The sequence below is a fragment of the Janthinobacterium violaceinigrum genome (assembly GCF_009208555.1).
In the GTDB taxonomy this organism is placed as follows: domain Bacteria; phylum Pseudomonadota; class Gammaproteobacteria; order Burkholderiales; family Burkholderiaceae_D; genus Janthinobacterium; species Janthinobacterium violaceinigrum.
In genome coordinates, this window is sequence record NZ_WFLI01000003.1 from 221,463 (window position 1) to 242,212 (window position 20,750).

Genomic DNA, 20,750 nt, shown 5'->3' on the forward strand with positions numbered 1-20,750 from the left:
GTGCTGCCGTGCACCGGCTCTTGCAGGAGTGACCGTGAAACCCAATGACATGCGCATTGCCTTATTGATCGATTGCGATAACGTGAGCAGCACGGCGGTGGAAGGCGTGCTGGCCGAGCTGGCCAAGCATGGCACGGTTAATGTGCGGCATGCGCATGGCGACTGGAAGAGCAGCTATCTGAGCGGCTGGGTGGAAAAACTGCACCCTAACGCGATACGCCCGTTGCAGCAGTTCGCGTACACCAGCGGCAAGAACGCGACGGACGCGGCGATGATCATCGATGCGATGGACTTGTTGTACAGCAAGAATGTCGATGGCTTTGCCCTGATGACGAGCGACAGCGATTTCACGCCCCTCGTCATGCGCATCCTGGAAAGCGGCTTGCCCGTCTTCGGTTTCGGCGAACGCAAAACGCCGCTGGCGTTCGTGCAGGCGTGTTCCCAGTTCATCTACATCGAAAACCTGGTGCCTGCGGCGCAAGCCGCGACGGGGCAGGCTGCGGCGGAACCTGTTCGCGACAGCATGCTGACCGAGGACCCTGTCTTGAGGCAACTGCTGGTCAATGCCGTGAACCAGACGTCGGAAATCGACGGCTGGTCCCATTTGAGCAAGGTGGGCAAGTACGTTTCCAATACCAGTTCCTTTTCGCCCATCAATTACGGCTACAAAAAGCTCAGCGAAGTCCTGCGCGCGAGCGGCATGTTCGATATCGAGATGCGCAGCGATAATACCGCGATGTACGTCAAGCCCAGCGTGCCGCGCCCGGTGCCGGCGGCAGCGAAGCCCGCGCCAAAACGTTAAGCCGGCGTAGGCGCGGAGTGCGGGACAGGCTGCAGCGTAGCGTGCGGGCGGCTCCCCGATGGCGCGCCACGCTGAAACAACAGTTTGCCAGGCTGGGCAGGCGCCGGCATTGACGCCGGCGGCAATGATTTGTGATAATGAGAATTATTATCAATTGAGTCGCTTGCCTTGCGGCCGGCCGCCATCGCGGCCGCGCCTTGCCTTGAGCGCATCGGAGTCCCTAGTGAACATTGCGCAATCCGGCGAATCGATCGCAGTCATTTACAGCAATCATCATGGCTGGCTGATGCGCTGGCTGCGCGCCAAGCTGCAGTGCGCCGACCACGCGGCCGACCTGGCGCAGGATACCTTCGTGCGCCTGCTGACGGTGCCGCCTGAAGGCCGGCAGACCCTGCGCGAACCGCGCGCCTACCTGACGACCGTGGCGCAGCGCCTGCTGATCGACCATTACCGGCGCGTGTCGCTGGAGCAGGCGTGGCTGGAAACCCTGGCGCAGCAGCCCGATCTGCTGATGCAGTCGCCGGAAGAGCGGCTGCTCGTGCGCGAAGCCCTGCAGCGCATCGATACCATGCTGGACGGCTTGCCGCCGCTGGTGCGCAGCGCCTTCCTGCTGGCCCATGTCGATGGCCTCGGCTATGGGGAAATCGCCGGGCGCCTGGCCGTGAGCGAGCGCAGCATCAAGCGCTACATGGTGCAGGCGTTCGAGCGCTGCATCCTGCTGATCCTGTGAACCGGGCCATCGACCCGCGCGCGGCGCGCGCCGCAGCGCAATGGCTGGTGCGCCTGCATGCGGGCCCCTTGACTGCAGCCGAGCAACAGGCGTTCGAGGCCTGGCGCGCCGGCGATCCCGCGCACGAAACGGCCTGGCAGCGGGCCGAGCTCGTGTGCAGCACCCTGGCCAGCGTGCCCCCCGCGCTGCGCCAGGCGGCGGACGGGGCGCCCCAGTCGCCGCAGCGGCGTGCCGTACTCTACGGCCTGGCGGGGCTGATCGCGGCCGGCCCGGCCCTGTGGCTGGCCAGTCAGTCAGAGCCCTGGCAAGCGTGGCGCGCCGCCATCCGCACGGCCAGGGGCGAAATCCGCCATATGAACTTGCCTGATGGCACGCAACTGGTGCTCAACACGGACACGGCCATCGACGTGCGCTTTGACGACGGGGCGCGGCTCGTGGTCTTGCATGCGGGTGAAATCCACGTTGGCACGGCGCACGATGGCGCCGTGCCGGCGCGCCCGTTCCTCGTGCGCAGCAACAATGGCGCCGTACGCGCGCTGGGCACGCATTTCAGCGTGCGCCACCTAGGCAGCGTGCTGGCGTCGCGCACGCAGGTGAGCGTCAGCGAGGGCGCCGTCGAAATCCAGCCATCGCAGGCGTCCGGGGCCGTTCGCAGGGTCGATGCGGGCCAGCAGGGCAGTTTCGATGATCGTGCCGTTTCGGCCTTGACGCCGCTGGCGCCGCACGCCGCCGGCTGGCTGCAGGGCGTGCTGATCGCCGAGCGCATGCCGCTGGGCGAGGTGCTCGACCACGTGGCGCGCTACCGCTACGGCGTGCTGCGCTGCGATCCCGCGCTGGCCGCCATGCCCGTGGACGGCATCTTCCAGCTGAGCGACCCGGACAACATCCTGCTCTTGCTGCAGCGTTCCCTGCCGATCCGGCTGGTACGCCGCACGCGCTACTGGATCAGCGTCGAGGCGGTCTGAAGAAATTATTTGCCGCCCGCCTGTCCCTTTTTGGGGATTGCTTCGTCATACAAGGTAGAGAACGAACAATCCGAACCATCGAAAGGGTTTTACATGGCTGTGCAGCACCGCATATTTTCACCGTGGACGCCACTCGCGCTCCATCCCACCACGGGCGCCGTGCGCGCCGCGCTGATCCTGCTGCTGACCGTGGGCGCCGCTGGCGCCGGCTTGCCGCACACGGCGCTGGCCGCCGAGGCCAGCCCATCCGCGAGCGTGCGCGACTACAATATTCCCGCCGGCAGCCTGCGCGGCGCGTTGTCCACGTTTGCCATCGCCGCCGGCATCAACCTGTCCACGCAGGGCGTGGCGCTGGACGGCCTGGCCACGCCAGGCTTGCAGGGCCGCCATGGCGTTGCCGCGGGCCTGCAAAAACTGCTGCAAGGCAGCGGGCTGGAAGTGACGGACGGTGGCAACGGTAATTACCTGTTGCGCAAGATCAATACGAGCACGGCCGATGGCGGCATGGAGAGCATGCCCGCCGTCGTCGTCAGCGCCGAGGCGGACCGCGCCACGGAAGGCACGGGACTTTATACGTCGCGCAATCTGTCGACGGCCACGGGCTTGAACCTGTCGCAGCGCCACACGCCGCAAACGGTCAGCGTCATTTCGCGCCAGCAAATGGAGGATTTCGATCTGACCACCTTGCAGGACGTGGCGCGGGCCACGCCCGGCATCTATGGCAAGACGCAGGGCGTGTCCGATCAGGAAACCACGTATTTCGCGCGCGGTTTTGCCTTGAGCCACGTCAATGTCGATGGCTTGCCGCTCGATGTGACGGGTTTTAATGAACGCAATGTCTCCGCCGACATGCTGATGTACGACCGCGTGGAAGTGGTGCGCGGCGCCACGGGGCTGATGGAAGGGGCGGGCGCGCCGTCGGGCAGCATCAACATGATACGCAAGCGCCCCACGGCCACGCCCTTGCTGAACGCGTCCGCCCACTTGGGCAGCTGGAAGGACCGGCAATTGACGGTGGACGCCAGCAATGCGCTGAACGAGTCGGGCAGCGTGCGCGGGCGCGTGGCGGCCAGCTGGCGCGACAGCGACAGCTTCGTCGACGTGGTCAACAACAGGAACAGCACCGTGTATGCGATCGTCGAGGCGGACCTGACGCCATCGACCACGGCCGGCATCGGTTTTTCGCGCCAGCACAGCCGCACCGACGGCGTGTTCGTCGGCTTGCCCACGTTTACCGATGGCAGCCACATGCCCTTGCCCCGCTCGACCTTCCTGAATAATGCGGACTCGTTCCAGAAACGCGACAACAACGTCGTCTTTGCCGACCTGGAAACCAGGCTGGAGAAGGGCTGGCGCAGCCGCTTCGCCATCACGCATATCGATGCCTCGTCCAGCACGCGCAACACCACCAACAGCCGCATCGATGGCGAAGTATACAAGCTGAGCCAGTCGGAAACGGGCTGGAAGTACAATACGGAACAAGTGGTGGCCGACTGGCGCCTGAGCGGCCCCGTCACGTGGTTCGGCCGCCAGCACGACGTGATCGTGGGCGCCAGCTACCGCCACGACGATTCGGACGCGGGCCAGAGCTGGGAGGGCGCGGGCACGCGCGTGATCGACATCCGTAGCTGGAATCCGTACGCCTACCCGATGCGCGGCACGGCGTTCGAGCCCTACAACTGGGGCCGCAAGACGAACGAGAAGGGCTTGTATGCGGCCGGCAACTTCAGCCTGGCCGATCCCCTGCGCCTGGTGCTGGGCGGGCGCTTCGGCTGGTACGCGCAGGACGTGACGGGCTGGTATTCCTCCAATCCCGCATGGCGCCGCAGCCTGACGGAAAACGCGAAGTTCACGCCGTATGCGGGCCTCGTCTACGATGTGGACCAGCACCATTCCGTGTATGCGAGCGGCACGCAGATTTTCGAGCCGCAAAGCTCGCTGGATGTGCGCGGCAATACCTTGCCGCCGCTGAGCGGCACCAACCTGGAAGTGGGCGTCAAGGGCGAGTATTTCGGCGGCAGGCTCAATGCCAGCGGCGCCTTGTTCCGCATCAGGCAGAACAACCGCGCCATGGCCGATGAAGTCAATTGCCCCACGGGCGGCGCCATCTACTGCGCCCGCGCGGCGGGGCAGGTGCAGAGCGAGGGTGTCGACCTGCAATTGTCGGGTTCGCCATTGCCGGGCTGGCAGATCGCGGGCGGCTACACCTATGTGCTGGCCAAGTACACGAAGGACAGCGTGGCGGCGAATATCGGCCAGCGCATCGCCACGGACGAGCCGAAGCAGCTGTTCAAGCTGATGACGAATGTGCAGCTGAACGGCAGCCTGGCGCGCTGGAACCTGGGCGCCTCCGTCTACGCGCAGGACAAGATCTACCGCCGCGATCCCGGCTACCTGACGCGGCAGGGCGGCTATGCGCTGGTCGGCCTGACGGCCGGCTACCGCCTCAGCGAGCAGCTGCAGCTGCGCGTAAACGTCGATAATGTGCTCGATCGCCGCTACTACCAGGGACTCGGCTATTCCTGGTCGGGCGGGCTGGAACGCTACGGCGCGCCGCGCAGCGTGCTGGTCTCGCTGAACTACAAGATGTAACGGCTGCGCCAGCGGAGCGCGCCCGTCCGGGCGCCTCTGCTACACTGCCGCCGTCTTTATCTTTCCAATTTGCCATGACCGCCACGCCTGCATCGACTCCCCTGAAAAATGCTTTCCAACAATCGCGCGCCGAGAACAACATCGAGCTGATCCTGCCCGAGCTGCTGGCCGCGCAATTGCACGTCGTGATCGGCGGACAAAGCGAGCAGATCGACCTGTTCCTCGTGCCGTCGCCCAATCCCGAGCGCCGCTGCGTGACGGTGGCGGAAGATCCCGCTTTCCTGGCCGGCATCGCGTTTCCCAACATTCCCGTGACGGGCGCGCAATTGCTTGCCTCGATCCCGGCCGAGATCGAGATCGTCATCCTGCATGGCGACGGCGCCAATTACCTGACGCGCGAGCAGCTGGCCTGGTTCCGCGCCATGCTGGCGCAGAACGCTTGAGCGGAGAACCGGCGCGCACCCTGAAACCGGTGCGCGCCGAATGGATCTGCTTTGCGCCGGCCGACGATGCTGCGGCCCAGGCGGCGCTGATGGCGGATATGCGTCCCGTGCTGTCGCGCAGCGTGCTGCTGGGCGGTTGCGCGCTGATCCTCGCCTTCATGCTGCAAGCCGTCTGGCGCAACGTGCCGTATGCGGGCGAGGCAGTGTTGTTCGGTCCGCTGGCGCTGGCCGCCTGGGTGGCTGGCCTGGTACTGTTTCCCGGACGGGGCCTGCTCTTTCATGCGGAGCTGGGCGACGGGGGCCTGTTGCTGCGGCGACAGGCGCGACGCTTGCCCGGCTGGGATAAAAGCGTGCTGCTGGACTTGACGCAGCTGCAGCGGCTGGAAGTGGTCACGTATGGGGGCGCGTTGCAGGTCTACCGGACCGCGGCGCCGCTGGCGCGCGTGGAGCTGCTGCTCTACACGACCTTGGGGGACTGTCCGCTGATCCGCGTGGTGGGCCTGAACTTGCCCGTGCCGCAACGCTGGTCCTTGTGCCAGATCAAGGAGGAGCTCGTCCGCCGTTGTAAACTGGCCGGTATCCCTGTCAGCGAGACGTTCGGCCCGCTGAGCCAGCAATCCGAGGCCATCCGCGCGCGCTGGCCGCAGGCGTAGGAGGGCATTGTCGCATCGCCGCCGCAATAAATATCAGTTTTGATAACTGTATTGCTGAAGTCCTATGAATATTTTCGCAAAGCAACTATACTCATGGCTCTTTAAAAAATCATCGTCACGCTGGCGGCCAGCCATCCGCGCCAGAGTTCGTACGCATTCCGCTTGTTCTCTCTGAACGAGCACCTTTCCCCCGCGCGGCAGGCGCGGGCGTGATGACCGAGCCTTGCCCTGGTCGACTGCTACCGTTGTCATTTTCGCTGTGTTGCCGCTTTACTAAAAAGCCTGGCACCGGCGCGCGGTGCACAGTCATGTTTTGCGACGTTAGGTTTCACTCTCTTATGCCACGACAGTATGTTTAGTTCCATCTTTACCGCATCGACCGATACCATGCCGTACATCTACGGCACGCACGATGTCGGGCTGGTGCTGTTTTCCATCGGTATCGCCATCTTTGCCTCGTTCATGGCCTTGCAGATCGCCGGCATGGCGCGCAGCAGCGAGCGGGGCTTCCAGCGCCAGACGGCCATCATCACGGGCGCCATCGCGCTCGGCGGCGGCATCTGGTCCATGCATTTCATCGGCATGCTGGCCTTCGACATCTGCACGCGCGTGTCCTTCGACCCCAGCCTGACCCTGCTGTCGATGCTGCCCGGCGTGGCGGCGTCGTGGGTGGCGCTGCACTTGCTGGCGCGCCCGCGCATCAGCTGGCGCCAGCTGGTGGTGGGCGGCGTGCTGGTGGGGCTGGGCATCGGCTCCATGCATTACAGCGGCATGGCCGCCATGCAGACCTCGCTGACCCTGCATTACCAGCCGTGGCTGTTTGCCCTGTCGCTGCTGGTGGCCGTCGTCATGGCCATGCTGGCGCTGTGGATACGCTTCGGCCTGCATGCCTTGCGCCAGCGCCTCAGCCCGCTGGCGGCGCTGCTGGTCAGCAGTGTCGTTATGGGCCTGGCCATTTCCGGCATGCATTACACGGGCATGCTGGCCGCGCGCTTTTCCGGCACCCCCACCGTGGGCGACAACACGATCACGGTGCAAGCCTCGTTCGTGGCCCTGGCCGTGGCCTTGATCACCGTCACCCTGACCGTTTTCGTGGCGGCCGCGAACGGTTTGCTGCGCTACCGCCAGCTGCTGCGCCATGCCAGTGCCAGCGAGTCGCGCCTGCGCGCCATCGTCGATACGGCGGCCGATGGCCTGATCACCATCGACGGCCAGGGCAAGGTGCGCTCCTTCAATCCCGCCGCGGAAAGCCTGTTCGGCTGGCGCGAAGCCGAGATCGTGGGACGCGACGCCAGCGTGCTGCTGCAGCCGGCCGACGCGGCCGAATACGAGGGCTATCTGCGCGACTACCTGGAAACGGGCGCCTCGCGCATCCTCGACAGCGGACGCGAACTCGATGGTTGCCACAAGGACGGCGCCGTGCTGCCCATGCGCGTGGCCATCGGCAAGATCGACACGCCGGGCCAGCCCCTGTTCGTGGCGTTTGTCACGGACATGCGCTCGTCGCGCAGCATGGAGCAGGCGCTCAAGGACAGCGAGCGCCAGTACCGCACCTTGATCCGCAATATCCCCGGCGTCTCGTTCCACTGCAGCTTCGCGCCCGAATGGAAGATGATCTTCATCAGCGACGCCGTCTTCAACCTGACGGGCTGGATGCCGCAGGACTTCGTCGACGGGCGGGTCAGGCTGTTCGACCTCGTGCACCCGGACGACCGCCAGCGCGTCAACGACACCTGCGTGCAGGCGGCCGGCGAAAAGCGCGACTTCGAGAACGTCTACCGCCTGATCCACCGCGACGGGCGCGAGCGCTGGGTGCGCGAAAGCAGCGGCCCCGTGCTCGACAACGACGGCGTTGTGCGCTGGATCGACGGCGTCATCCTCGACATCACGGAAAGCGAATTGCGCAATGCCGAGTACGAAGGCAAGGTGACGGCCATCTCGCGCGCGACGGCCGTCGCGGAATTCGACCTGCAGGGGCGCATCCTGGCGGTCAACGAGAACTTCCTCGACCTGGTCGGCTACCGGCCCGACGACGTGCTGGGCCTGCACCACAGCATCTTCTGCGAGCCGGGCTATGTGACTTCGCCCGATTACATCGCGTTCTGGCAGCACCTGGCGCAGGGCGAATTCAATACGGGCGAGTACAAGCGCATCTGCAAGGATGGCCGGGAAGTGTGGATACAGGCTTCCTACAACCCCATCTTCAATACGGACGGCAAGCCGTTCAAGGTGGTCAAGCTGGCCACCGACGTGAGCGAACGGCGCGCCATGCAGGAAAACCTGCGCGCGGCCAAGGACCGCGCCGAGCTGGCGGCCGAATCGAAGACCAGCTTCCTGGCCAACATGAGCCATGAAATCCGCACGCCGATGAACGCCATCATCGGCTTCACGGAAGTGCTGCTGGGGACCGCCCTGGACAGCCTGCAGCGCCGCCATCTGGGCACGGTGCGCCAGTCGGCCCGTTCCCTGCTCGATCTGCTCAACGACATCCTCGACACGGCCAAGCTGGAAAAAGGCGCGACCGAGCTGGAACTGGTGGACTTTTCGCTGCCGGACCTGGTCGACCATGTCGCCGCGTCGCTGCGCATCACGGCGCATGCGCGCGACCTGGTGCTGCATGTGGATGTCGACCCTGGCATGGGCCAGTTCTTCCTGGGCGATGCGCGCCGGGTGCAGCAGGTGCTGACGAATTTGATCGGCAACGCCGTCAAGTTCACGGAGGTGGGCCATGTGCGCGTGGCCGTCGGCATGCAGGGCGAGCAGGTGCATATCGCCGTGCACGACACGGGCATCGGCATTCCCGCCGACCGCCTGGACAAGATTTTCGCCCCATTTACGCAAGCCGATTCGTCCATGAGCCGCCGCTTTGGCGGCACGGGCCTGGGCACGACGATTTCGCTGCAGCTGGTCGAACTGATGGGGGGCACCATCACGGTGGAAAGCACTCTGGGCGTGGGCAGCGTGTTCCACGTGCTGCTGCCGCTGGCGCCGGGCAAGGCCGTGGCGCGCCGCAGCGAGCAGCCCGTGGTGGCCTTGCCGCCGCTGCGCATCCTGGCGGCCGACGACGTGCCGCAGAACGTGGAGCTGCTGCTGATCAGCCTGGGCGCGGCCGGCCACCAGGTGATCGCCGCCAGCGACGGCGAGAGCGCCGTGCGCGAATTCGGCAAGGGCGGTTTCGATATTGTGCTGATGGACGTGCAGATGCCGCGCATGGATGGCCTGGAAGCGGCGCGCCTGATCCGCGTGCACGAGCGCGAGCAGGGCTTGAAGGCGACACCCATCATCGCGCTGACGGCCAGCGTGCTGGAACAGGACCGGCGTGCCGCGCAGACAGCCGGCATGAACGGCTTTGCCTCGAAACCGCTGGAAATGCACAAGCTGACGGCGGAAATCGCCCGCCTGCTCGATATCGCCGTGGCCATGCCGCCGCCGGCGGCCGGTTCGGCGGCGCGTGCCGCCGCCGGCCAGGTGGATTGGCAGCGCGGCATCGCCCTGTGGGGCGGCCGCGAAACCTTGCAGCGGGCTATCGCCCGTTTCGTGCAGGCCAATGGCGATTGCGCCGCCATGCTGGCGGCCGAGATGGAGCGGGGCGGCAGCAGCGTGGCGGGCCACCTGCTGCACCGTATCAAGGGCGCGGCGGGCAATCTGTGCCTGGTGCAGGTGGAAAGCCTGCTGGGACGCATCGAGCAAGCCATCGCGCGTCAGCTGCCGGCGACCGAATTGCTGGTGCAGCTGGCGGCCGCCTTCATGGCGCTGGCAGCCGAGCTGGAAGCGGACATCGGGGCGCTGCCGGCATCGGCCGGTGCCGCGCCGGCCGCCAGCGCTCCCCTCGATGCGGCCGCCGCCGGTGCCTTGCTGCGGCAAGCCATCGCCAGCCTGGAAGGCGGGCAGCTCGACGATGCCTTGATGGCGCAGATCGCCGCCTTGCTGGCGCCGCACGGCCAGCAGCAGCGCCTGCAAACGCTGGCCAGCGCCATCGACGACTTTGAATTTGCGCGTGCCGCGGGCGTGCTGCGCCAGATGCTGGCGTGGCTGGAAGCGCCGGCGCCGGCCGACCTTTCCTGATTCCTGATATTGGGCTGACGATGACCTTACACGAAGACAAACCGATCCTGCTGCTGGTCGACGACGAAGCGACGAACCTGCAGGTGCTGCGCCAGATCCTGCAGGACGATTACCGCCTGCTGTACGCGAAGGATGGCGAGAAGGCGCTGGAGCTGGCGCAGAACAATCCCGTCGAACTGATCCTGCTCGACATCATGATGCCCGCCATGACGGGCTACGAAGTGTGCCGCCAGCTCAAGGCCATGCCGCTCACCGCTTCCATCCCCGTCATTTTTGTGACGGCCCTGTGCGACGTGAAGGACGAGGCGGACGGCTTTGACGCGGGCGCCGTCGACTACATCACGAAACCCGTCAGCCCGCCCATCGTGCGGGCCCGCGTGCGCACGCATCTGTCGCTGGTCGACGCCGAGGAATTGCGCCGCTCGCGCCTGCAGGTGATCCAGACCCTGGGGCAGGCGGCCGAATACAAGGACAACGAGACGGGCATGCACGTCATCCGCATGAGCTATTACGCGCGCCAGCTGGCGCTGGCGGCCGGCTACAGCGCCGGCAGGGCGGAAGACCTGCTCAACGCGGCGCCCATGCACGACGTGGGCAAGATCGGCATCCCCGACGCCATCCTGCAAAAGCCGGGCAAGCTCGATGCGGACGAATGGAAAGTCATGCGCAGCCACGCGGAAATCGGCGCGGCCATCATCGGCGAGCACGCGGGCGGCCTCTTGAAAATGGCGCGCACCATCGCCTTGACGCACCACGAAAAATGGGATGGCAGCGGCTATCCGCACGGTTTGAAAGGCGAGGAAATCCCCCACGAAGGCCGCATCGTCGCCATCGCCGACGTCTTCGACGCGCTCACCAGCGAACGCCCGTACAAGCCCGCCTGGACGGTGCCGGACGCGATCGCCACCATGCAGCGCGACAGCGGCACGCACTTCGACCCGGCCTTGCTGGCCTTGTTCATCGAGCAACTGCCGGCCATGCTGGAGATCAAGGACCAGTGGCGCGAGCCGGCGTGAACTGGCTGCGCGTTGTCCTGTCCCGTATAGTGGCGCCTTGACCTTCACCCGGGGATTGCCCATGGATTACCAGGACCGCCTTGCCAACTACCTTGAGCTATGGTCATTGCAGGCCGATGGCGCCCCCCTGCACACGCACGCGGCAAGTCTGCTGCCCGTGCTGCGGAGCGGCCAGCCGGCTATGCTGAAGCTGTCGACGGGCGACGACGAACGGCGCGCCGGCGTCGTGCTGCGCTGGTGGGATGGTGATGCCGCCGTGTGCGTGCTGGCCGCTTCCACGGATGGCGATGCGCTGCTGCTCGAATGGGCCAGGGGTACCCGTTCACTGGCCGCGCTGGCGCGCACGGGCGAGGAGGGCGATGCGGCGGCCACCGCTATCCTGTGCGCCGTGGCGTCGCGGCTGCATGCGCCGCGGCCCATGGCGCCGCCACTTCCTTCCTTGTCCGGCTGCTTCGCCGCTCTGGGCGCCGCCGCCGCGCACGGCGGCGTATTTTCCGCATGCCAGGCCGTGGCGCGGGATTTGCTTGCGGCGCCGCAGGACAGCGTCGTGCTGCATGGCGACCTGCATCACGGTAACGTGCTCGATGGCGGTGCGCGCGGCTGGCTGGCCATAGACCCGAAAGGCTATATGGGCGAGCGGGGCTTTGACTTCGCCAATATCCTGTGCAACCCGGATGGCGCGCTGGCCATGGCGCCGGGCCGGCTGCAACGGCAGGTCGCGCTGATCGCCGATGCGGCGGGGCTGGAGCGTGTACGCCTGCTGGCATGGTGCGCCGCCTGGGCGGGCCTGTCGGCGGCCTGGCACCTCGAGGACGGCACGCCGCCGGAAACGGCGCTGGCAGTGGCCGCCATGGCGCTGGAAGCGCTGCAAGCCTGATGCGGCTCAGGGCAGGCTGTCCGGCAGCCGCAAAATCCGCCGTATCTCCAGGATCGCCTGCGGGCTTTCCTGCACGCTGTGCCACGAAGGGATGACTTTTTCCGACTGCGCGCCGTCGAGGTGGGCGCTGGCGTAGGGCACCACGCCGTCGCTCGATTCCGCCAGCGGCAGGTCCGGCGTGTCGTTGCCCATGATGGAGTAATAGCGCACTTTCGGGCTGATGGGCAGGTCTGCCACCAGGCGCACGAACGGGTCCTTGTCGCTGAGATTATCGATGCTGTTGGGGATGCGCAGCGGTTCGCTGCTGCCCGTGTCGAGCTGCGCCAGGCTGCCGGCCGCGTCCGACAGCTGGTCGAGCATGGTGATGGGCAGCGTCACCAGGTTGGCGATCCAGCGCGCCACCTTGTGGTTGGCGAACGAGGTGCCGCGGTGGGGCGCGGCGATGAAGATGGCGCGGTTCACCTGCGGCATGGCCGTGAAATTCAGGTAGGGCGCCAGGCCGGCGCGTACTTTTTCCGCCTTCTTGCCCTTCAAATTGTATTCTTCCGTGATGGCGTCGAGCAGGGTGTTGCTGGCGTCGGACACCATCAGGCGCGCCAGCACGCCGCCCATGCTGTGGCCGATCAAGACCATGTCGTTCGCGGCGGCGGCCTTGGCCGACGGGTCGAACTGGGCCAGGGTGGCGGCAAGCGCCTGGCGGATGGCGGCATTGTTGGCCGCCAGCGGCGCATTGCTCGGATAATAGACCTGCCAGATCTGGTAGCGGCGGCGCAGCTGCTCGTCGCCCATCAGTTCATTTGCCACGTTGATCCACGCTTCCGGGCTGCTGGCCAGGCCGTGCAGCATGACGATGGTGCGCTTGGCCGGGTCGTAGGGCTGCATCAGGTGCACCTGCGGGCGGGATATGCCGTCGGCGCGGCCGAACAGGGTGCGCAGCGCCTGCACGCCGAAGCCGGAGCGGGCCAGCCACAGGCCGTAGCCGGCCGTGAAATTGGCCGCCACGGGCAGTTCCTGGTCCGCCATGCGCGTCGATTCGCTGCGCGTCGGGTCGACCAGCATCACCAGCAGCTGCTGCGTGGCCAGCACTTCCTGCAGGCTGTTGCCGTCGAAGCGGATCAGCGCCGTGACGACGGGGAAGCGGGTTTCCTGGTAGGGCACGTACTCGCCTTTTTGCGCGCCGGGCTTGGGCATGACGGCCACCAGGTCGGCGCCGAAACCGTCGCGCCGGTACACATTGCGCAGGCCGGAAAACGACAGCGAGGTGGCCGGCAGCAATTCTTCGGGCAGGGTGCCGTCCTCGGGCAGGCGCAGGGCCGACAATTCGCTGTCGATCTGCCAGCCGGCGACGCGGATCACATGGCCGTCGGGGCGGTATTCGCCGCGGTGGCGGAACAGGTTGCCGACGGCCTTTTGCACGGCGTAGTTGTAGTAGTCGCGGATTTGCGTCTGGCGCTCCTCGAAGGCGCGCTGGCCCGGCGTGCGCGTCGTGTAGAACAGGTAGGCATAGGCGTAGCGGGCCGATTCCAGCCAGGCGGCCAGCAGTTCGGCGCTGGCGTGGCCGCCTTGCTTTTCTTCTGCCAGCGCGCTTTCCAGCCACAGTTCGGACAGGGTGGCCAGGCGCTGCTCGTCGCTGAGCAGCTCGGAGCGGGCCAGGTCGGCGCGGCAGCTGCCCGTATTGGCTTCGCAGGTGGCGATGTCGCTGCCGATGATGCGCAGCACTTCGCTGGCGGCGGCACTCAATTTCCCCGTGGTGAGGATGTCGCCGCGCCGCTGCTGCAGGTAGTCGGCCGGCGAGATCGCGCTGACGGTGACGGCGGCGCAGCCGCTCAGCAGCGCCGCGGCGCACACGAGGGCGCAGGCGCGCAGGCGCCGCATCAGCGTCGGCATGGTCGGGCGCGTCCTAGAACGAGTAGACCAGGGTCAGCGACGTTTGCGTATCCGTGTTCTTCTTGTCGTCCGGTACGCGCGTATCGTTGCGGGCGCTGAAGGCGGCCTTCATCTGCATGGTGCCGTTGATCTTGGTGCTGAGGGCCGTCTCGGCGATCGAGTGGGTGTTCGAGGTGCCCCGTTCCACGCTGACGGTCTGTGTGAACATCGCCGACTGGCTGATCTTCCACTTCATGGCGGCCGCGCCGCGCACCGTCAGGCCGTGTTCCGATTCGCCCGTGTCGTTGGTGCCGCTGAAATAGCCAGGACCGACTTCCACGTCGACGCTCTTGTCGCTCGACTGGTACCAGCGCGACCCATGACCGACGGCCAGGGTCGAGTACTTGGTGTAGGCGCCGAACTTGTCGTTCACGTGCGAGGCGAGCACGAACAGTTTTTCATGGTCGGCCATCAGCTTGTAGGCGGCCTTGGCGGAGGCGGAAAAACGCTCGGCCGAGCGTTCGCGGATCTTCTGGCCGTCGTCGTTGGTCGTTTCGTCTTCCTTGAAGTAACCGCTGAAGATGTACTGGTTGCTCCAGTCATCGAGTTCCTGGCGCGCGTCGATCTTGCCCGTGACGGAAGTGCCCACCGTATTGCCCGAGGTGGTGATGGCACCCAGTTCGGCGGACGTGCTCCAGCTGCCGATGGGAATTTCATCGAACAGCATGCTTTGTTTGGTGTCTGCGGCGGCGGCGCTGCCGCAGGCGATGGCCAGCGCCAGTGCGAGAGAGTGGGTCGATTTCATGGCTGTATTTGTCTGTGGCGCGCGCCAGGCGCGCCTGCTGTTCGTTAGTGGCAGTGGTAGGCTATGCAGGCTGCGGCAAGCGGGGCGGCGCCATATAAATATGCGCGCAAACATGCGCGCGCGGGCGCGACCAAACATTGTCGAGGCTGTATTGTACCCGACCCTGCCATCGTTTGCCGCACGCGACGGGACTGGCAAGTGGCGCGCGCCTGGCGTATGCTGCGCATGTTTACTGTCCCGCTCTTTACAAGGAATTCCCCGTGCGCTGCCTGGTCATCGAAGACGAAGCCGAAACTTCCCGCTATATCTGTGCCGGCCTGCGCGAGGCGGGCCACGACGTGACCGCTTGCGACAACGGCATCGACGGCATGCGCCTGGCCTGCGGCGAAGACTGGGATGCGCTGGTGCTCGACCGCCTGCTGCCCGGCGAGATCGATGGCCTGGCCATCGTCGCGCGCCTGCGCGGCATGGGCCGCAACACGCCCGTGTTGGTGCTGTCGGCCCTGTCCAGCGTCGACGAGCGCGTGCGCGGCTTGCGCAGCGGCGGCGACGACTACCTGTCGAAACCGTTCGCCATCGCCGAACTGCTGGCGCGCATCGAGGCGCTGCTGCGGCGCGCCGCGCCCGTGCCCGAATCGACGCAGCTGCAGGTGGCCGACCTGGTGCTCGACATGCGCACCATGCGCGTGACGCGCGCCAACCGGCAAATCGCCCTGCAGCCGCGCGAATTCCGCCTGCTGGAATACCTGATGCGCCACCAGGGCCAGTCCGTCACGCGCGCCATGCTGCTCGAAGCCGTGTGGGACTACCATTTCGACCCGCAGACGAACGTCATCGATGTGCAGGTGAGCCGCTTGCGCACCAAGGTCGACAAGGAATTTTCGCCGCCGCTGATCCACACGGTGCGCGGCGTCGGCTACACCCTGGGCGTGCTCGACGGTGCGTAATTTGCACCGCTCGATCGCGGCCCGCCTGGCGCTCGGCTACGGCGTGCTGGTGGTCGTCTCGATCAGCATCGTCTGCGCCGTGTTCTATTTCGGCACCATCGGCGTGCTGGACCGCAGCGTGGACCGCAAGCTGGTCCTGCTGTCGGAACGCCTTGCCGCGCTGTACGAGCAGGGCGATGCCAGCCGCACGACGGCGGAAATTGCCCATTTGCTCACGGACCGCACCGACAGCGACACGGAGATTTTCTTGCTGGTGGACGCCGATGGCCGCCGCGTGGCCGGCAACCTGTCGTCCTGGCCCGATGCGGGCAGCCCCGTGGGCCGGCTGCTGCACCGCGACGTCACGCGCGAAGGGCGCAGGGTGCCCGCGCGCATGCTGATCCGCGACCTGGCGGGCGGCGCGCGCCTGTTCGTGGGGCGCGACATGGAAGAGGGCAAGTCGATCCGCACCCTGGTGCTGCGCTCGCTGGCCTATGGCGGCGGGGTGGCCATCCTGCTCGTGGTGGCGGGCGCCTGGCTGTTCCGCCGCCAGCTCGAGGCGCGCATCGGGCAGATCCGGCGCACGGCGGGCGAAATCGAGGCGGGAGACCTGAGCCGGCGCATTCCCGTCTCCAGCGAGGATGAATTCGGCTTGCTGAGCCGCGATATCAACCGCATGCTCGACCGCATCGAGCACCTGATGGAAGGCGTGCGCCACGTGTCGAACGCCATTGCGCACGACTTGCGCACGCCGCTGGCGCGCATCCGCAACAAGCTCGACGGCGCCTTGCGCCAGCAGCAGAGCGTGGCGGGCTTTGAGGCTGCGTCGCAGGCGGCCATCGACGACATCGACGACCTGACGCGCGTGTTCGACAAGCTGCTGCAGATCGCGGCGGCCGAATCGGGCATGCGTCCCGAGAATTTCAATGACATCGACCTGCACCAGATCGGCGCCGACATCGTGGAAATGTACGAGGCCACGGCCGACGAGCAGGGCGTGCTGCTGGTGCAGATGTATGGCGAGGGCGTGCCGGCGCGCGGCGATCGCAACCTGCTGGGCAGCGCGCTGGCCAGCCTGGTCGACAACGCCATCAAGTATGCGGGGCCGGGCGCCACGGTGGAAGTGTCGGCCGGCAGCGACGCGCAGGGCAGCTGGCTGGCCGTGCGCGACAACGGCCCCGGCGTGCCCAGCGAAGAATTGCCGAAGCTGACGCAGCGCTTCTACCGCCTCGACAAGAGCCGCCATTTGCCCGGCAATGGCCTGGGCCTGTCCATCGTGGCGGCCATCGCAGCCCTGCACGGGGGCAGCCTGGAAATCGAGGATGCGGCGCCGGGCTTGCGCCTGCGCCTGCGTCTGCTGCGCTAGGCCGTCGGAGCCGGCAGCGGGCCGGTGTGGCATATCGGCACATTACCAACTTGTAACCCCCTTCGTTTTCACCTCCCCCTATCATCCCCTCTACCCGGCGCAAAGCGGCTGCCAGCGTACAGCCGCCGGCCCCGGGCTGCCAGCGGCCGTCGCCGCGTCCCGTTCATCCAGACCCGTCGTAGAGCTGTTCGCATGCATACTTTTACCGCCATCGGCGACAACGCCGCGCCGCAGCCGGCGCCACTGCGCCAGCATGGCCACCGCATCAAGGCTGCGCTGGGTGCGCTCGTCTTTCCCGTGCAGCGCGCGCGCTGGCAAGCCTTCATCGCCGGCACGCCGGGCCTGACGGCGCTGGCGCAAGCCCATCCCAGTCTGCTGTACAAGATCTACCGTCCCTACGCCAGCCGCCGCTTCGGCTGTGCGGCCCGCGTGGACCTGCTGTGCGGACATTACCGCTTCCTGTGGCAGGCAGGTGCCCGTGCGCTGGTGGACCACGTGGCGCGGCGCGCGCTGGTGCTGGCCGCCATCGAAGGCAAGGACGGCGCCACCTACCGCCTGCAGCTGACGGCCATCCACGACAGCCACCGCGAAGGGGAGCTGTGCCTGCGCCTGACGCGCGACGGCGTCTCGCTGTACCTGGCCAGCTTCCTGTTCCGGCCTCAGCCTGGCGGTAACGCCATCCAGCTGGGCGCCTTGCAGGGCTTGCGCTCGCAGGCGGGCGCGCAGGCCGTGAAAGAGGCCACGCGGGCGCTGCACGGCTGCCGGCCGAAAAACCTGATGGTGGCCGCCTTGCGCGACCTCGGCGATTTTTTCGGCTGCAGCCACCTGGACCTGGTCAGCAACGCCAACCGCATCGCGCTGAACTGGCGCCGGCGCCGCCACATCTCCTGCGATTACGACCTGGCGTGGCGGGAACTGCACGCGCTGCCCACCAGCGACGGCAATTACCGCCTGCCATGCGGCCCTTGCCGGATGCCGGACCTGGAGCAGGTGCCGTCGAAAAAACGCGCGGACGCGCGTCGCCGCGGCGCCATGCTGGTGCAGCTGGCGGCGGACATGCGCTGGCAAGTGGCGGCCCTGCTGCACGCGCAATGAAGGCACCGGGCGGCATTTTTTGACCTGCGCGGCTTTTTTGCCGGGCAGCCCGGCGCAATCGGCGCGATCGGCGTATACTTGCGGGCGTTCTCAACCTGAAGCCAGTCATACCATGCCAGCACAATTTCCCACTTCGCGCATGCGCCGCCTGCGCGCGACACCGCAACTGCGCGAGCTGTTCCGCGAAACCGAGATCAATCCGCGCGACCTGGTCCTGCCGATCTTCGTCGACGAAGGTTCCAGCGATTTCATCGACATCAAGTCCATGCCCGGCGTGCGCCGCATTCCCGAAGCGAAGCTGGCGCAGGAAGTGGAACGCTATGCGCGCGCCGGCCTGCGCTCCGTCATGACCTTCGGCATTTCGCACCACAAGGACAGCCACGGCACGGATACCCTGAACCCGGACGGCCTGGTGGCCCGCATGTCGCGTATCATCAAGGACGCCGTGCCGGAAATGGTGGTCATGTCCGACACCTGCTTCTGCGAATACACGGACCACGGCCATTGCGGCATCCTGCATGGCGACACGGTCGACAATGACAGCACGGTGCTGAACCTGGGCAAGCAAGCCGTCATCGCGGCCCAGGCGGGCGCCGACATCATCGCCCCGTCGGCCGCCATGGATGGCCAGGTGGCGGCCATCCGCAGCGCGCTGGACGCGGCCGGCTTCCACGATACGCCCGTGATGGCGTATTCCACCAAATTCGCTTCCGGCCTGTACGGCCCGTTCCGCGACGCGGCCGGCAGCACCCTGAAGGGCGACCGCAAGACCTACCAGATGGACCCGATGAACCGCCGCGAAGCGGTGCGCGAATCCCTGATCGACGAAGCGGAAGGCGCCGACGCGCTGATGGTGAAACCGGCCGGCGCTTACCTGGACATCATCCGCGACCTGCGCGAAGCGACGCGCCTGCCGATCGGCGCCTACCAGGTCAGCGGCGAATACGCGATGATCAAGTTCGCCGCGCAGGCAGGCGCCATCGACGAGCGCCGCGTGGTGCAGGAAACCCTGGGCGCCATCAAGCGCGCAGGCGCGGACATGATCTTCACGTATTTTGCGATGGATGTGCTGAACAATCCATACTGAGGCAAGTTGGCGGCGTACCGCTAGCAATCCTTCTTCAACCCAAAAGCAAATTCCGGGGTCGGACCCTCAGGGGCCGACCCCGGTACCCGCTGTTGGGTCTACTCCGATTTCCCCATGCCCCTGAAAATCTCCCGCATCCTGCACGCCGGCTATGTCTTCGAATGCGAAGGCACGGCCATCGCCTTCGACCCCATCGTCGAAAACCCGTTCAGCCGCAACTGCCACGCGTTTCCGCCCGTGCGCTTCGACCTGGACGCCGTGCGCCGGCTGCGCTGGGATGCCGTCTTCATCTCGCACTTCCACGACGACCACTGCTCGCTCGACAGTCTCGATACGCTCGACCGCGCCACGCCCATCTACCTGTACTGCGTCTTCGACGAACTGTTCGCCATGCTGCGCGCGCTCGGCTTTACGCAGGTGGAGAAGCTGCATGTGGACGTGCCCGTGCGGGTGGGCGCCATCGAGGTGATTCCGCGCCGCGCGCTGGACGACGACGTCGATTCGCTGTTCCAGGTACGCGCCGCCGGCTTGAACGTGTTGAATGTCGTCGATTCCTGGATCGGCCCCGAGACGCTCGAACAGCTGGCCGCGTTCGCGCCCTGGGATATGGTGCTGTGGCCGTTCCAGACCATGCGCGAGATCGCCGTCATTGCGCCGTCGCAGGCGGCGCGCGGCCACGTCGATTTTCCGGACGACTGGGTGCCGCAGCTGCGCGCGCTCGCTCCCCGCTACCTCGTGCCCAGCTCCTGCCAGTTCGTGCAGGAAGACTGGTCCTGGTACAACCACGCGATGTTCCCCATCACCTACCGGCGCTTTGCCGAGGAAATGGGCGCCGCGCTGCCGGACGCGCATATCTTCCAGCTCGACCCGTCCACGTCCGTGCTGCTCGATGCGCAGGGCTTGACGCCGGCCGCGCCGCTGCCCTGGGTCGTGCCCGTGGGCCCGCAGGATGTGGATTTCGATTACCGGCCAGAGGCGCCGCCTCCCGCCACGGCGGACATCGCGCGGCGTTTCGCGCCCTTGAACGCAGCCGATGCCGCGTTGGTGCTCGATTTCTGCAGCAACGGCTTGCTCGAACGCTACCGCGACATGGAGCTGTCCGACGACAGCTATTTCCAGGCGCCGCGGCTGTGGCGCCTGTCGCTGTACGGCCATGACGGCGCGGCCACCGTCCTGCATTACCGCACGCACGGCGACTTGATCGACCTCGTGCCCGCCACGGACGAGGCGCCGGGCTGGACGACGGAAGTGCCGCTGGTGAAATGCCATGCGGCGCTGGTGCTGGGCGAATCGCTGACGTCGATGTACATGCGCATCAACGATGGCGATTTCGACGGGGCCACGCAGGCTGCATTAAGCGAGGCCGACATCGTCGACGACCCCTTGATCCGCTGCCTGTTCAACGACGCCATCGGCGCCTACCAGGCGGCGCAGCTCAAGCGCTTGCTGGCCCGCTGAAGAA

16 protein-coding genes are annotated in these 20,750 nt (G+C 66.5%); 14 read left to right on the forward strand and 2 right to left on the reverse strand.

Annotation, left to right across the window (positions count from 1 at the left end; genetic code table 11):
* Positions 1-34: 34 nt before the first annotated feature.
* The 9 genes from GCN75_RS04075 (at position 35) to GCN75_RS04115 (ending at position 12,143) form a co-directional block, all read left to right on the forward strand.
* Complete coding sequence (locus tag GCN75_RS04075) at positions 35-802, forward strand: NYN domain-containing protein (protein WP_226941078.1); 768 nt, start codon at positions 35-37, stop codon at positions 800-802.
* Between the two features lie 223 nt (positions 803-1,025).
* The gene (locus GCN75_RS04080) at positions 1,026-1,532 is read left to right on the forward strand and encodes a sigma-70 family RNA polymerase sigma factor (protein WP_226941080.1); all 507 of its coding nucleotides are present in this window, start codon (positions 1,026-1,028) and stop codon (positions 1,530-1,532) included.
* Positions 1,529-2,497, forward strand: a complete 969-nt coding sequence (locus GCN75_RS04085; RefSeq protein ID WP_193317373.1) for a FecR domain-containing protein — start codon at positions 1,529-1,531, stop codon at positions 2,495-2,497. The genes GCN75_RS04080 and GCN75_RS04085 overlap by 4 nt, the downstream gene beginning before the upstream one ends.
* Positions 2,498-2,590: 93 nt before the next feature.
* On the forward strand, positions 2,591-5,089 hold the full coding sequence (locus GCN75_RS04090) for a TonB-dependent siderophore receptor (RefSeq protein WP_152281467.1): 2,499 nt from the start codon (positions 2,591-2,593) through the stop codon (positions 5,087-5,089).
* Between the two features lie 74 nt (positions 5,090-5,163).
* Complete coding sequence (locus tag GCN75_RS04095; protein ID WP_152281468.1) at positions 5,164-5,532, forward strand: hypothetical protein; 369 nt, start codon at positions 5,164-5,166, stop codon at positions 5,530-5,532.
* Positions 5,529-6,185: a hypothetical protein gene (locus tag GCN75_RS04100; RefSeq protein ID WP_152281469.1), complete on the forward strand. Its 657-nt coding sequence runs from the start codon at positions 5,529-5,531 to the stop codon at positions 6,183-6,185. Before GCN75_RS04095 ends, GCN75_RS04100 begins: the two co-directional genes overlap by 4 nt.
* 351 nt (positions 6,186-6,536) lie before the next feature.
* Positions 6,537-10,250, forward strand: coding sequence for a PAS domain S-box protein (locus GCN75_RS04105; protein ID WP_152281470.1), 3,714 nt, complete (start codon positions 6,537-6,539; stop codon positions 10,248-10,250).
* Positions 10,251-10,270: 20 nt separating this feature from the next.
* Positions 10,271-11,266 (forward strand): response regulator, encoded by a 996-nt coding sequence (locus GCN75_RS04110; protein ID WP_152281471.1) that lies wholly within the window; start codon positions 10,271-10,273, stop codon positions 11,264-11,266.
* Between the two features lie 61 nt (positions 11,267-11,327).
* Entirely contained in the window at positions 11,328-12,143 is an 816-nt protein-coding gene (locus GCN75_RS04115; RefSeq protein WP_152281472.1) for an aminoglycoside phosphotransferase family protein, read from the forward strand.
* A 6-nt stretch (positions 12,144-12,149) separates the two neighbouring features.
* Here the strand turns inward: GCN75_RS04115 and GCN75_RS04120 are convergent, their stop codons facing one another.
* On the reverse strand, positions 12,150-14,030 hold the full coding sequence (locus GCN75_RS04120) for an esterase/lipase family protein (RefSeq protein ID WP_152281473.1): 1,881 nt from the start codon (positions 14,028-14,030) through the stop codon (positions 12,150-12,152).
* Positions 14,031-14,043: 13 nt separating this feature from the next.
* Positions 14,044-14,814 (reverse strand): DUF481 domain-containing protein, encoded by a 771-nt coding sequence (locus GCN75_RS04125; RefSeq protein ID WP_152256439.1) that lies wholly within the window; start codon positions 14,812-14,814, stop codon positions 14,044-14,046.
* A 260-nt stretch (positions 14,815-15,074) separates the two neighbouring features.
* Here GCN75_RS04125 and GCN75_RS04130 point away from each other — a divergent pair, with 260 nt between their 5' ends.
* The 5 genes from GCN75_RS04130 to GCN75_RS04150 all read left to right on the forward strand — a co-directional run bounded on the left by GCN75_RS04130 (position 15,075) and on the right by GCN75_RS04150 (position 20,746).
* Positions 15,075-15,761 (forward strand): winged helix-turn-helix domain-containing protein, encoded by a 687-nt coding sequence (locus GCN75_RS04130; protein WP_071077124.1) that lies wholly within the window; start codon positions 15,075-15,077, stop codon positions 15,759-15,761.
* On the forward strand, positions 15,754-17,106 hold the full coding sequence (locus tag GCN75_RS04135; protein ID WP_152281474.1) for a sensor histidine kinase: 1,353 nt from the start codon (positions 15,754-15,756) through the stop codon (positions 17,104-17,106). The genes GCN75_RS04130 and GCN75_RS04135 overlap by 8 nt, the downstream gene beginning before the upstream one ends.
* Before the next feature lie 192 nt (positions 17,107-17,298).
* Positions 17,299-18,201 carry a VirK/YbjX family protein gene (locus tag GCN75_RS04140; protein ID WP_152281475.1) on the forward strand — a complete coding sequence of 301 codons (903 nt, stop codon included), beginning with the start codon at positions 17,299-17,301 and terminating at the stop codon, positions 18,199-18,201.
* Between the two features lie 112 nt (positions 18,202-18,313).
* Positions 18,314-19,288, forward strand: a complete 975-nt coding sequence (gene hemB, locus GCN75_RS04145; RefSeq protein ID WP_152256436.1) for a porphobilinogen synthase — start codon at positions 18,314-18,316, stop codon at positions 19,286-19,288.
* Positions 19,289-19,402: 114 nt separating this feature from the next.
* A complete protein-coding gene (locus tag GCN75_RS04150; protein WP_152281476.1) occupies positions 19,403-20,746 on the forward strand; it encodes an MBL fold metallo-hydrolase in 1,344 nt (447 codons plus the stop codon).
* The last annotated feature ends 4 nt before the right edge of the window (positions 20,747-20,750 follow it).

Excerpts from the sequence above, each read along its gene's own strand:
- GCN75_RS04140 (WP_152281475.1), top strand. The coding sequence starts at position 17,299 with ATGCATACTTTTACCGCCATCGGCGACAACGCCGCGCCGCAGCCGGCG.
- GCN75_RS04115 (WP_152281472.1), top strand. The coding sequence starts at position 11,328 with ATGGATTACCAGGACCGCCTTGCCAACTACCTTGAGCTATGGTCATTG.
- GCN75_RS04120 (WP_152281473.1), bottom strand. The coding sequence starts at position 14,030 with ATGCCGACGCTGATGCGGCGCCTGCGCGCCTGCGCCCTCGTGTGCGCC.
- hemB (WP_152256436.1), top strand. The coding sequence starts at position 18,314 with ATGCCAGCACAATTTCCCACTTCGCGCATGCGCCGCCTGCGCGCGACA.
- GCN75_RS04110 (WP_152281471.1), top strand. The coding sequence starts at position 10,271 with ATGACCTTACACGAAGACAAACCGATCCTGCTGCTGGTCGACGACGAA.
- GCN75_RS04150 (WP_152281476.1), top strand. The coding sequence starts at position 19,403 with ATGCCCCTGAAAATCTCCCGCATCCTGCACGCCGGCTATGTCTTCGAA.
- GCN75_RS04090 (WP_152281467.1), top strand. The coding sequence starts at position 2,591 with ATGGCTGTGCAGCACCGCATATTTTCACCGTGGACGCCACTCGCGCTC.
- GCN75_RS04105 (WP_152281470.1), top strand. The coding sequence starts at position 6,537 with ATGTTTAGTTCCATCTTTACCGCATCGACCGATACCATGCCGTACATC.
- GCN75_RS04125 (WP_152256439.1), bottom strand. The coding sequence starts at position 14,814 with ATGAAATCGACCCACTCTCTCGCACTGGCGCTGGCCATCGCCTGCGGC.
- GCN75_RS04095 (WP_152281468.1), top strand. The coding sequence starts at position 5,164 with ATGACCGCCACGCCTGCATCGACTCCCCTGAAAAATGCTTTCCAACAA.